This window comes from Streptomyces sp. NPDC041940, from assembly GCF_055589465.1.
Map to the genome: position 1 here is coordinate 37267 of NZ_JBVJBP010000038.1, position 12399 is coordinate 49665.

The following is a 12399-nucleotide window of genomic DNA, read 5'->3' on the forward strand; positions in this document are numbered from 1 at the left end:
CAGGTCTCGCTGGCCATCACAGCCCCACACCCTAGCGATGCGCGCATATGGGTGGGGACTTCCGGGTAGCGACGATGGTTGCACGAGTGGCTGTGCACCCCGGTGCGTCTACCCCCACTCAGCGCGGATACGGCGGAAATCCACCGGCCAGCTCCCGCACTTCTTCACGGGCCCTCGCCGTCTCCGTCACGCCCCTGAGCACGCCCGCGAGCAGCTTGGCGATCCTCGCCATCTCGGCCTCCCCCATGCCCTGCGTGGTGACCGCGGCCGTGCCGAGCCTGAGACCCCGGGCGTCGCCGTGAGGAAGCGCACAGCAGTCCAGGACCAGACCGGCCGCGGCGAGACGGCCGCGGGCGGTGCGTCCGTCGACGCCCAGGGGCGCCGCGTCTGCCGTGATGAGGTGGGTGTCGGTGCCGCCGGTGGTGACGACCAGGCCCTCGGCGGCCAGCCGGGCCGCGAGAACCCTCGCATTGGCGACCACCTGATGGGCGTACGCGACATACGCCGGTGTTGCCGCCGCTCCGAACGCGACCGCCTTGGCGGCGATGGTGTGCATCTGGGCGCCGCCCTGTGTGAAAGGAAACACGGCCCGGTCGACCCGCTCGGCCAGCTCCGCGCGGCACAGGATCATGCCGCCGCGCGGGCCGCGCAGGACCTTGTGGGTGGTCGCGCAGACGATGTCCGCGTACGGCACCGGGTTCGGCGCCGCCCTCCCGGCGACGAGCCCGATGGGGTGCGCGGCGTCCGCGACGAGGTAGGCGCCCACCTCGTCGGCGACCTCACGGAAGAAGGCGTAGTCGATGTGCCGGGGGTAGGCGATCGAACCGCACACGATCGCCTTGGGCCGGCGGGTGCGGGCCAGGGTGCGTACCTGCTCGTGGTCGATGAACCCGGACTCGGCCTCCACGCCGTAGCCGGCGAAGTCGAACCAGCGGCCGGAGAAGTTGGCGGGCGAGCCATGGGTGAGGTGGCCGCCGTGGGGCAGGCCGAGGGCGAGGACGGTGTCGCCGGGGCGGAGCAGGGCGGCGTAGGCGGCCAGCACCGCCGAAGAGCCCGAGTGCGGTTGGACGTTGGCGTGGTCGGCGCCGAACAGGGCCCTGGCCCGGTCCACGGCGAGGCGTTCGGCGACGTCGACGATCTCGCAGCCGCCGTGGTGCCGGGCCCCCGGGTAGCCCTCGGCGTACTTGTTGGCCAGGGGCGAGCCGAGGGCGGCCAGCACGGCCGGCGAGGTGAAGTTCTCGGCGGCGATCAGCTGGAGCGTCGTCGACTGCCGCTCCCGCTCGCCGAGCAGGATGTCGGCGAGCTCGGGGTCCTGTCGGCGCAGGACGTCGGCCTCGATGGCAGGGGTGACCGTCATGATGGGCTCCGGGCGGCGTCGACGGTGACGTACGTCCAATGTAGGCCCGGGGCCCCCGGGGCGCTCGATCGGTTACGTCTTCGCGGGGACACCCGTGAGGGCCGTGACCACCGGATCGAGTGCCTGGTGTATCTCGTCCCCGATGGACCGGAAGAACGTCAGGGGCGCCCCGTACGGGTCGTACACCTCGTCCGCCTCGGCGTTCGGCGCCAGGAGCCACCCGCGTAGAGCCGCCGCGGCACGCACCAGCGCACGCGCGCGGGTGACCACGCCCTCCTCCAGGGGCGGCAGGGTCGCCGGGTCGATGGCCTTCACCAGACGGGTGAACTCCTTGAGCGTGAAGGTCCGCAGGCCCGCCGAGTGCCCCATCGAGATGACCTGGGCCCGGTGGTCCCGGGTGGCGGTCAGCACCAGGTCGGCGCGGATCACGTGCTCGTCGAGGAGCTCACGCCCGGTGAAACCGGAGGCGTCCGCGCCGAAGTCGGCCAGGACGGTCTCCGCGTGGGACTCCATGGGCGCGCCCTCGTGGCCCCAGGTGCCCGCGCTCTCCACGATCAGCCCGCCGCCCAGGATCCCCAGCCGCTCCCGCACGGCATGACGGGTCAGCCGCTCGGTGATGGGCGAGCGGCACACATTGCCGGTACTGACGTGGAGGATGCGGAAGCTGTCACGCGGAAGTCCCACGAACGTCGTCGTGATCTCCGCCGCGCTTTCCCCGTTGCCTATGCCACGCCCCGCTCCAGGGGCCGTCAATTCGCCACCTCGAGGTCGGGTACGACCTTTCGCAGCTCGTCGGCCGAGATGGCGCCCGCGCGCAGCAGCAGCGGCACCTCACGGGTCACGTCGACGATCGACGACGGCACGTTGCCGGGGGTCGGGCCGCCGTCGAGGTAGACGGAGACGGAGTCGCCGAGCATCTCCTGCGCGGCGTCGCAGTCCTCCGGCGCCGGGTGGCCGGTGAGGTTGGCGGACGACACGGCCATCGGGCCGACCTCGGTGAGCAGCTCGATGGCGACCGGGTGCAGCGGCATGCGCACGGCGACGGTGCCACGGGTGTCCCCGAGGTCCCACTGGAGGGACGGCTGGTGCTTGGCGACGACGGTCAGCGCGCCGGGCCAGAAGGCGTCGACCAGCTCCCAGGCCAGCTCGGAGAAGTCCGTGACGAGCCCGTGCAGGGTGTTCGGGGAGCCGATGAGGACGGGGGTGGGCATGTTGCGGCCCCGGCCCTTGGCGTCCAGCAGGTCGGCGACGGCCTCCGAGGAGAACGCGTCGGCGCCGATGCCGTACACCGTGTCCGTCGGCAGCACCACCAGCTCGCCACGGCGGACGGCGGACGCTGCCTCACGCAGACCGGTCACGCGGTCGGTCGCGTCGTTGGTGTCGTATCGCCGTGCCATCTTTAGCTGGCCTCCTCGTACACGTGCTGCTGGGATGAAGACTGCGAAGACTGCTGTGCGCTCGGGGTGTCCGGTGTGCTCACGGCAGCGCCTTGCGGGCCGTGGCGAAACGCGGGCGCTTGTTGAGGTCCGGATGGTCGGCCGCGTCGGCCCAGCCCCGCTCCTCGGTGAAGATCCACGGCACCTGGCCGCCCTGGGTGTCGGCGTGCTCCACGACCACGACGCCGCCGGGGCGCAGCAGCCGGTGCGCGGTGCGTTCCAGGCCGCGGATCAGGTCGAGGCCGTCCTCGCCGGAGAAGAGGGCCAGGTCGGGGTCGTAGTCCCGGGCCTCCGGAGCGACGTACTCCCACTCGGTGAGCGGGATGTACGGCGGGTTGGTGATGACCAGGTCGACCTGGCCGTCCAGGTCGGGGAAGGCCGTCAGGGCGTCGCCCTGGCGCAGCTCGACCCTGGACCCCTCCACGTTCTTGCGGGTCCACCTGAGGGCGTCCTCGGACAGCTCCACGGCGTGCACGCGCGAGCGCGGCACCTCCTGGGCGAGGGCGAGCGCGATGGCGCCCGAGCCGGTGCACAGGTCGACGATGCACGGCTCCACGACGTCCATGGCCCGTACGGCGTCTATGGCCCAGCCGACCACGGACTCGGTCTCGGGGCGCGGCACGAACACCCCGGGGCCGACCTGGAGTTCCAGATACCGGAAGTAGGCCCGCCCGGTGATGTGCTGGAGCGGCTCGCGGGCCTCGCGGCGGGCGATGACCTCCCAGTAACGGGCGTCGAAGTCGGAGTCCTTGACGGAGTGCAGCTCGCCGCGCTTGACGCCGTGCACGAACGCGGCGAGTTCCTCCGCGTCGGTGCGCGGCGAGGGCACGCCGGCGTCGGCGAGCCGCTGGGTGGCCTGGGCCACCTCCGCGAGCAGCAGGTTCACGCAAGTCCTCCGGTACTCGTACTCCTACGTGTCTTACGCGGCGGCCAGCTTGGCCGCCGAGTCCGCGTCGACACACGCCTGGATCACCGCGACGAGGTCGCCGTCCAGGACCTGGTCCAGGTTGTACGCCTTGAAGCCGACGCGGTGGTCCGAGATGCGGTTCTCCGGGAAGTTGTACGTGCGGATCTTCTCGGAGCGGTCGACGGTGCGGACCTGGCTGCGGCGGGCGTCGGCGGCCTCCCTCTCCGCCTCCTCCTGCGCCGCTGCGAGCAGCCTCGAGCGCAGGATACGCAGTGCCTGCTCCTTGTTCTGCAGCTGGCTCTTCTCGTTCTGGCAGGAGGCGACGACTCCGGTGGGAACATGCGTGATGCGCACGGCGGAGTCGGTGGTGTTGACGGACTGTCCGCCCGGCCCGGAGGAGCGGTAGACGTCGATCCGGAGGTCGTTGGGGTTGATCTCCACGTCGACCTCCTCGGCCTCCGGCGTGACCAGCACACCGGCCGCGGAGGTGTGGATACGGCCCTGGGACTCCGTCGCCGGCACCCGCTGCACGCGGTGCACACCGCCCTCGTACTTCATCCGCGCCCAGACGCCCTGGCCGGGCTCGGTGGCGCCCTGGCCGCCCTTGGTCTTCACGGCGACCTGGACATCCTTGTAGCCGCCCAGCTCGGACTCGGTGGCGTCGATGATCTCGGTCTTCCAGCCGACCCGCTCGGCGTAGCGCAGGTACATGCGCAGCAGGTCGCCGGCGAACAGCGCCGACTCGTCGCCGCCCGCGCCGGCCTTGATCTCGAGGATGACGTCCTTGTCGTCACTGGGGTCGCGCGGGACGAGGAGGAGGCGCAGCTTCTCCGTGAGCTCCTCGCGCTGCCGCTCCAGGTCCTTGACCTCGGCCGCGAAGTCGGGGTCGTCGGCGGCCAGTTCGCGCGCGGTCCCGATGTCGTCGCCCGTCTGCGTCCAGGAGCGGTACGTGGCGACGATCGGGGTGAGCTCGGCGTAACGCTTGTTCAGCTTGCGCGCGTTGGCCTGGTCGGAGTGCACCGACGGGTCGGCGAGCTTCTTCTCCAGGTCGGCGTGCTCGGCTACGAGTTCCTCGACGGCCTCGAACATCTTGGGCTCCTGTGTACGGACGGGGGGTGAAGGGGCGGGCGACCAAAAACGCCGGTCCCGGAGCGCCCGGTGAGGGGGCGCGTCCGCGGACCGGCGAAATGGGGCTCGCTACTTCTTGGAGCCGGCGGCCTTGCCGAAGCGGGCCTCGAAGCGGGCCACACGGCCACCGGTGTCGAGGATCTTCTGCTTGCCCGTGTAGAACGGGTGGCACTCGGAGCAGACGTCGGCACGGATGGTGCCGGACTCGATGGTGCTGCGAGTCGTGAACGACGCGCCGCAGGTGCAGCTGACCTGCGTCTCGACGTACTCGGGGTGGATGTCGCGCTTCAAGGTGTCTCCTAGGTTCGGGAGGGCGCCGGGTCGCTGACGCGGGATGCGGGAGCGTGAACCGGAGCCGACGTACCAGTCTGCCAGGACTGGGGCCATCCCCCAAAACCGGGGGTTGCTGTTGTTTGTTCCCCGCGGGCCGGATCGGGTTGCTCGCGCAGTTCCCCGCGCCCCTATGAGGACGACACCACACCGTTCGCTTCACCGGTTGCCGAGCCCTTGGTCGCGCTCTTCGGGATCGGCCTGTCGTGTTCCAGGGCCTTCCAGATCTGGTCGGCCTTCTCTTCCTGGAGGAGGACCCGGTTGGGGTCGGCGGGGTCGTAGGCGACCGGCATCGTGACCATGTTCATGTTCGACGGGGTGATGCCCTTGAGGCCGTTCGCGAAGGAGGCGAGCTTGTTGACCGAGCCGAGGTCGGAGTCGGCCGTCACCGTCTTGGTCGCGGTTTCGGCGAGGTCGTAGAGCTTCTTCGGGTTGGAGAAGACGCCGACGTCCTTGACCTGGTGGAGCAGGGCCTTGATGAAGGCCTGCTGGAGCTGGATGCGGCCGAGGTCGGAGCCGTCGCCCACACCGTGCCGGGTACGGACCAGGCCGAGGGCCTGCTCACCGTCGAGTCTGTGGGTGCCGGCCTTCAGCTTCAGGTGGCTGTCGGGGTCGTCGATGGCCTTGCTCGTGGTCACCTCGACGCCGCCGAGGTCGTCGATGAGGGTCTGGAAGCCGGCGAAGTCGACCTCCAGGTAGTGGTCCATGCGCAGGTCGGTGATCGACTCGACGGTCTTCACGGCGCAGGCGGCCCCGCCCGTGGAGTACGCGGAGTTGAACATGACGCTGTTCGCTGCGGGGTACTGCTTGCCCTTGGTGTCCGTGCAGGAGGGCCGGTCGATGAGGGTGTCACGCGGGATGGAGACCACGCTGGCCTTCTTGTGGCCCTTGTTGACGTGCACGATCATCGCCGTGTCGGAGCGGGCGCTGCCGTCGTCGGTGCCGCCGCCGAGCTTCTTGTTGCCGCCGGCGCGGGTGTCGGAGCCGAGGACCAGGATGTTCTCGGAGCCGTTGTCGGCCTTCTTGGGCCGGTCGGTGCCGAGGGCCTGGTCGATGTCGACGCTCTTGAGGTTGCCGTTGAGCTTGAAGTACACGTATCCCGCCCCGGTCCCGCCCAGGACGACGATGCCCGCAGCGGTCCAGGCCGTGATCATCAGGCCCTTGTGAGGCTTGCGGGGCTTGCGGCGTCGGCCCTTGGCTCGGTGGCGCGATCCGGTGGTGCCGGTCTCGCCCGGTATACCCGGACCCGGCGTGCTCTCGGCAGACATGTGCTCCTCGGCTCGTCTTCGGTCGATTACCCCCTGCGGTCGGTGCCAGGCGTAATCGGTCGGAGGACCACTCCCTGGCACCATCGTCGCTCCGCCTGGTCAGACGGGGAAACTCGGGAAAGGGTTGCACAACGGACTGTGCCCACCGCGTACGGCGGTGGGCACAGTGCGTGTTCGTCACAGCGGGGGTATATCCCGCTCACCAGCGGTTTCAGCCGAAGATGTCGTACTGCTTGAAATCGGTGCCTACGGACTTCCTTGTGGCAAAGATCTCGCTGGTCGCCTTGCCGGTGCCCGGGTACAGGTAGAGCGTGCCGCCGGGGGTGCGGGCCAGGAAGTCGGCCTTGCCGTCGCCGGTCATGTCGCCGGTCGCGTCGAAGGCGTTGTAGCCGCCCCAGGAGCGCACCTTGACCCGGGCCGAGAAGGCGCCGGAACCGGACTTGCCGGTGCCCTTGTAGAGGTAGATGTGGCTGCCCGACTTGCTGCGGGCGATCAGGTCGGTCTTGCCGTCACCGGTGAAGTCGCCCTTGCCGCGCACGGAGTTGTACTGGTTCCAGCCGGAGCCGACCTTGACGCGGGACGCGAAGGTGCCGTTGCCCTTGCCGGGGTAGATCCACATGACGCCCGCCGAGTCGACCGAGAGCAGGTCGGACAGGTAGTCGCCGGTGACGTCACCGGGGGTGATGATGCGGGTGCGGGACTTCCAGTTGTCGGCGATCTTCTTGGTGGCCCAGGCGTTGTCGGCGAGCACGAAGTGGGTCCAGAAGACGTCGCCGTCGCTGCTGCGCCGGTAGACCAGGTCCTGGTAGCCGTCGCGGTCGAAGTCGGTCTGCAGGACGACGTTGAAGCCGTCCCAGTTGCCCCAGGACTGGCGGGCGGCGAACGACGTGCCCTTGGAGTCCTTGGAGTAGCCGGTCTTCGTGGAGGCGTTGCGCACCCACAGGTCGGCCTTGTGGTCGCCGCTGATGTTGGTGTCGTCGACGCGCGGATAGGCAGCGCCGACGTACGTGCTGACCTTGCTGAAGACGCTGTAGGCGCCCTTCGCGACGCAGTCGGTCACGCCCCAGGACACGACACCGACGATCCGGTTGTTGACGACCAGCGGGCCGCCGGAGTCGCCGTTGCAGGCGGAGGTGGTGCCGGAGTCGCTGCCGGTGGCGGGCTTGCCCGCGCAGACCATGTGGCCCTTGACGAAGTCCCGGCCGTAGGCACCGGCGCAGGTGGCGTCGGACTGGACGGGCAGCGTGGCCGTCTTCAGCTTCTCGGAGATGTCGTCGCTGGTGGAGCTGGTGCGGCCCCAGCCGTAGACCTTGGCGCTGGTACCGGCCTTGTACGAGGCGGTGTCGCCGGAGGTCGTCATCCGGATCGGCTTGGCCTTGACCGGCTCGGGCAGGGTGAGCACCGCGATGTCGTTGTCGATGGTCGACGCGTTGTACGACGGGTGGTTCCACTGCCGCCAGACGGCGGTGGCGGTGCCGCCGTGCAGGTCGGTGCCGTTTGCCGAGGGCAGCTGGGCGGTGCCGGTGACGACCGCGCCGTTGGCGTTCCAGTCGTAGCCCTTGACGCAGTGGGCGGCGGTGAGGATCTTCGTCGGCGAGACGACGGCGCCGCCGCAGAAGAAGCCGATGTCGTCGCTCGTGCTCGAGGTGCCCCGGTCGTCGAAGTAGTGGAGCTGCGCCATCCACGGGGCCGTGGTGATGGTGGTCTGGCTGCCGCCGATGATCTTCGGGTCGATACGGCCCTCGTTCGCGTTCGCGCTCGCGCTCAGCGACGCCTTGCTCGTCTTGCCCGCGATGTCGTCGCCGGCCAGGGCGCCCGCGACGCGCTTCTCCAGCTCGGCGGACGACGGCGAGCTGGTGGCGGGCTTGACCGTCGGCTGCGGCAGCGGGGTGGCCGCGTCGGCGGACGTCGTCAGCAGCGCGGCGGCCACGGCAGCCGCGACACCGGCCGCGGTGACGGGCAGTGCGAGGCGTATCCGGCGTCTGTGCCGACCGCCCCCAGGCATGGATGTACCCACGTAGGTCCCCCCTCGGGATCACATGTTCGAAGAGCGTGATCCTACCTGCACACGAACACCACAAAGGGCCGCCCCCGTCCCTTTCCGGACGGGGGCGGCCCTTTGGCCAAAAGATGCCTAGTCGCCGTTCCCCGGCGTCGGCGTCGTCTTCTGGATCTGCATCAGGAACTCGGCGTTCGACTTCGTCTGCTTCATCTTGTCGAGAAGCAGCTCGATCGCCTGCTGCTGGTCGAGCGCGTGCAGCACGCGGCGCAGCTTCCAGGTGATGGCGAGCTCGTCGCTGCCGAGCAGGATCTCTTCCTTACGGGTGCCGGACGCGTCCACGTCCACCGCCGGGAAGATGCGCTTGTCGGCGAGCTTCCGGTCGAGCTTGAGCTCCGCGTTGCCGGTGCCCTTGAACTCCTCGAAGATCACCTCGTCCATGCGGGAGCCGGTGTCCACCAGCGCGGTGGCGAGGATGGTCAGCGAGCCGCCGTCCTCGATGTTCCGCGCGGCACCGAAGAAGCGCTTCGGCGGGTACAGCGCGGTCGAGTCGACACCACCGGACAGGATGCGGCCGGAGGCCGGGGCGGCGAGGTTGTACGCACGGCCCAGACGCGTGATGGAGTCCAGCAGGACGACCACGTCGTGACCGAGCTCGACCAGCCGCTTGGCGCGCTCGATGGCGAGCTCGGCGACCGTCGTGTGGTCCTCGGCCGGGCGGTCGAAGGTCGAGGAGATGACCTCGCCCTTGACCGACCGCTGCATGTCGGTGACCTCTTCCGGACGCTCGTCGACCAGGACGACCATCAGGTGGCACTCGGGGTTGTTGTGCGTGATCGCGTTGGCGATCGCCTGCATGATCATGGTCTTGCCGGTCTTCGGCGGGGCCACGATCAGACCACGCTGGCCCTTACCGATCGGCGACACGAGGTCGATGATGCGGGTGGTCAGCACGCCCGGGTCGGTCTCCAGGCGGAGCCGGTCCTGCGGGTACAGCGGCGTCAGCTTGTTGAACTCCGGCCGCCCGCGCCCGGATTCGGGCGCCATGCCGTTGACGGAGTCCAGGCGGACCAGCGCGTTGAACTTCTCGCGGCGCTCGCCGTCCTTCGGCTGACGCACGGCACCGGTGACGTGATCGCCCTTGCGCAGGCCGTTCTTGCGGACCTGGGCGAGGGAGACGTACACGTCGTTCGGGCCGGGCAGGTAGCCGGACGTGCGGATGAAGGCGTAGTTGTCGAGGATGTCCAGGATGCCCGCGACGGGGATCAGGACGTCGTCCTCGGTGATCTGCGGCTCCTGCACGTCGTCGCGGCCTCGACGGCCACGGCGGTCGCGGTAGCGCCCGCGACGGCCACGACGGCCGCCCTCGAAGTCGTCGTCGTCCTGCTGCTGCTGGCCACGGTCCTGACGACCGCCGCCGCCCTGCTGCTGGTTCTGCTGCTGGCCGCGCTGGCCGCCCTGCTGGTCGTCGCCCTTGTTGCCCCGGCCGCCGCGGTCACGGTCCCCGCCGCGGTCACGGTCCCGGCCGCGGTCACGGCCGCGGTCACGGTCACGGCGGCGGCCCTCGCCGCCGTCGCCGGAGTCCGACTTGGCGTCGTTCTGGGACTGCTGCTGCGACTGCTGCTGCGACTGCTGCGCCGGAGCCTCGGCCTTGGCCTCGTTCTTCGCCTCGGCGGCGACCGTCTCAGGAGCGGAGACCGGGGATCCGGCGTCGGCGGTGGCCCGGCGACGACGGCGCTCGGAAGGCGCGTCACTGGCGGGCTGGCCAGGGATCTCGATCTGCTGCTGGGCCACGGCCTTGTCGGCCTTCTCGGCGGGAGCCTCGGAGGCCTGCTTCGCGTCCGCCTTCTTCTCCGCCTTCTCGGCGGTGTCCCCCGTACGGGTCCGGGAGGTGGCGCGGCGCTTCGGCTTGGTCTCGGCGGGGGCGTCGGCCTTCGCGGCCGGAGCGGCGCCGCCGGACGCCTGCGTCTCCTTGATGACCTCGATCAGCTGGCTCTTGCGCATACGCGCGGTGCCCTTGATACCGAGGCCGGATGCGACCTGCTGCAGCTCGGCCAGCACCATGCCGTCGAGGCCGGTACCGCGGCGCCGCCGGGAGCCGGCACCGCTGGCAGGCGCGGAGGCGTCCGTGGCGGGCGCGGCAGCTGTCTCCTCGACACGTGCGCCCATCAGATCGGTGGTGTCGCTCACGAAGGGTCCTTCCCTGGAGCGGACGTCGGCCTGTCTGGCTCGGCGACCGGTTGTGCTGTCCGACTTCGGTCCGTGTGGTGTGAACCGTGCCGGGGCGGTGGTCCGCCTAAGCGGCGGAGGAATCTGGTGATGGCGCTTCCTTGAGCCGTGGCACCCAGTGTCAGTGTCACGCGGCGTGGTCGCACCGGTTCCGGAGCGTGCCCTGCGCCCCGCTCAGTGTCCGCGTACGGCGTACGGTCCGACGTACAAAACACAGTGCGGCTTGGGGGGCTCCCGGAAGAATGTCTGTCCCGGACGGGGACACGAGGCACCTCGCCATGGTGGGGTCGGGTGCAGACTTGAGGTTAACACTACCGGATCCAACAAACATTCCCCCTCTCGAAATCCGGCAACCGTGTGCTTTTAGAAGTCACCGGGGGCCGCGAGCGGAAGAACACTCGCGCCCTGCTGATCGAGGCTCAGCCGGTTCGCGGCCCAGTCCGCGCCCGCCAGGGCCTCGACCTTGTCGGCGGTGCCCGCGTCGGTCAGCGCCATGACCGTCGGTCCGGCGCCGGAGATGACCGCGGGGACGCCCTCGGCCCGCAGCCGCTCCACCAGCGCCGCGCTCTCGGGCATGGCGGGTGCGCGGTACTCCTGGTGCAGGCGGTCCTCGGTGGCGGGCAGCAGCAGCTCGGGGCGCCGGGTCAGGGCCTCGACGAGCAGGGCGGCCCGGCCGGCGTTGGTGGCGGCATCGACGTGCGGAACGGAGCGCGGGAGCAGGCCGCGCGCCGTCTCCGTAAGAACTGGCTTTCCGGGCACGAAAACCACCGGAACGATGGAATCGGCGGGCTCCATCCTGATCGCGCGGGCCGCGCCGCCCTCCATCCAGGAAAGGGTGAAGCCGCCCAGCAGACACGCCGCGACGTTGTCGGGGTGGCCCTCGATCTCGGTGGCGAGTTCGAGCAGCGCGGTGTCGTCGAGCTTGGCGTCGGCGCCTATGGTCACGGCCCGGGCGGCGACGATCCCGGCGCAGATGGCGGCCGAGGAGGAGCCCAGGCCCCGGCCGTGCGGAATGCGGTTGGCGCAGACGATCTCCAGGCCGCGCGGCTGTCCGCCGAGCAGGTCGAAGGCCGTGCGCAGGGAACGGACGAGGAGGTGCTTCTCGTCGCGCGGGAGCGTCTCGCTGCCCTCACCCGCGATGTCGATGTGCAGCCCGGAGTCGGCCACCCGGACGACGACGTCGTCGTACAACCCCAGCGCGAGGCCGAGGGCGTCGAAGCCCGGGCCGAGGTTGGCGCTGGTGGCGGGGACGCGCACCCGGACGGCGGCGGCGCGGAACGCTGGACCGGCCATCGCTCGATGACTCTCCTTGAGCTGCGTGATTGTCGAATGACGTTCGATGGACATTCGATGCGTACGAGAACCCTGGGGGCCGCTGCCGACCGGGATGGCCGGCCGCTGTCCCGGCCGCAAAGACGGCGCGGCACCGTGCTCTATGCGGAGGCATATGCGGCGGGCGGGTTCAGTACAGCCTATCGAAAGAAGGTTCTGTGGCGACATAGGGCGCACAGGAGGCGCACGATGCGTGTCGTATGAGCCCTGTGCACCCCCTGCGGGGAACTTCCCCGGGCAAGCGCCGTCTTACGCCGGACCGGGGGGGGGGGGGGGGGGAGGGAGGGGGGGGGGGGGGAGGGGGGGGGGGGGGGGGGGGGGGGGGAGGGGGGGGGAGGGGGGGGGGGGGGGTGGGAGGGGGGGGGGGGGGGGGGGGGGGGGGGTGGGGGGTACAACGTCTTCGGGGGGAGACA

General features: G+C 70.4%; 10 protein-coding genes. All 10 read right to left on the bottom strand.

Annotated features, from left to right (window positions below; all coding sequences use genetic code 11):
- Window positions 1-118: 118 nt before the first annotated feature.
- Window positions 119-1357 carry a serine hydroxymethyltransferase gene (locus ACZ6I3_RS38715; RefSeq protein WP_469421028.1) on the bottom strand — a complete coding sequence of 413 codons (1239 nt, stop codon included), beginning with the start codon at window positions 1355-1357 and terminating at the stop codon, window positions 119-121.
- A 72-nt stretch (window positions 1358-1429) separates the two neighbouring features.
- The gene (locus ACZ6I3_RS38720; protein WP_215118527.1) at window positions 1430-2110 is read right to left on the bottom strand and encodes an arsenate reductase/protein-tyrosine-phosphatase family protein; all 681 of its coding nucleotides are present in this window, start codon (window positions 2108-2110) and stop codon (window positions 1430-1432) included.
- Window positions 2107-2754, bottom strand: a complete 648-nt coding sequence (locus ACZ6I3_RS38725) for an L-threonylcarbamoyladenylate synthase (protein ID WP_382832890.1) — start codon at window positions 2752-2754, stop codon at window positions 2107-2109. The genes ACZ6I3_RS38720 and ACZ6I3_RS38725 overlap by 4 nt, the downstream gene beginning before the upstream one ends.
- A gap of 79 nt (window positions 2755-2833) precedes the next feature.
- Window positions 2834-3679 (bottom strand): peptide chain release factor N(5)-glutamine methyltransferase, encoded by an 846-nt coding sequence (prmC, locus tag ACZ6I3_RS38730; protein WP_469421029.1) that lies wholly within the window; start codon window positions 3677-3679, stop codon window positions 2834-2836.
- 33 nt (window positions 3680-3712) lie between these two features.
- A complete protein-coding gene (gene prfA, locus ACZ6I3_RS38735; RefSeq protein ID WP_469421030.1) occupies window positions 3713-4789 on the bottom strand; it encodes a peptide chain release factor 1 in 1077 nt (358 codons plus the stop codon).
- Window positions 4790-4897: 108 nt separating this feature from the next.
- Complete coding sequence (gene rpmE, locus ACZ6I3_RS38740; RefSeq protein WP_003992975.1) at window positions 4898-5119, bottom strand: 50S ribosomal protein L31; 222 nt, start codon at window positions 5117-5119, stop codon at window positions 4898-4900.
- Between the two features lie 170 nt (window positions 5120-5289).
- The gene (locus tag ACZ6I3_RS38745; protein WP_469421031.1) at window positions 5290-6426 is read right to left on the bottom strand and encodes an LCP family protein; all 1137 of its coding nucleotides are present in this window, start codon (window positions 6424-6426) and stop codon (window positions 5290-5292) included.
- Between the two features lie 211 nt (window positions 6427-6637).
- A complete protein-coding gene (locus ACZ6I3_RS38750; protein ID WP_469421034.1) occupies window positions 6638-8431 on the bottom strand; it encodes a trypsin-like serine protease in 1794 nt (597 codons plus the stop codon).
- 129 nt (window positions 8432-8560) lie between these two features.
- The gene (rho, locus tag ACZ6I3_RS38755; protein WP_469421032.1) at window positions 8561-10615 is read right to left on the bottom strand and encodes a transcription termination factor Rho; all 2055 of its coding nucleotides are present in this window, start codon (window positions 10613-10615) and stop codon (window positions 8561-8563) included.
- A 402-nt stretch (window positions 10616-11017) separates the two neighbouring features.
- A complete protein-coding gene (gene thrB / locus ACZ6I3_RS38760; protein WP_469421033.1) occupies window positions 11018-11947 on the bottom strand; it encodes a homoserine kinase in 930 nt (309 codons plus the stop codon).
- Window positions 11948-12399: the final 452 nt, after the last annotated feature.

Coding starts and splice junctions, on each gene's coding strand:
- ACZ6I3_RS38715 (WP_469421028.1), bottom strand. CDS start 1,357: ATGACGGTCACCCCTGCCATCGAGGCCGACGTCCTGCGCCGACAGGAC.
- ACZ6I3_RS38725 (WP_382832890.1), bottom strand. CDS start 2,754: ATGGCACGGCGATACGACACCAACGACGCGACCGACCGCGTGACCGGT.
- prfA (WP_469421030.1), bottom strand. CDS start 4,789: ATGTTCGAGGCCGTCGAGGAACTCGTAGCCGAGCACGCCGACCTGGAG.
- ACZ6I3_RS38745 (WP_469421031.1), bottom strand. CDS start 6,426: ATGTCTGCCGAGAGCACGCCGGGTCCGGGTATACCGGGCGAGACCGGC.
- ACZ6I3_RS38750 (WP_469421034.1), bottom strand. CDS start 8,431: ATGCCTGGGGGCGGTCGGCACAGACGCCGGATACGCCTCGCACTGCCC.
- thrB (WP_469421033.1), bottom strand. CDS start 11,947: ATGGCCGGTCCAGCGTTCCGCGCCGCCGCCGTCCGGGTGCGCGTCCCC.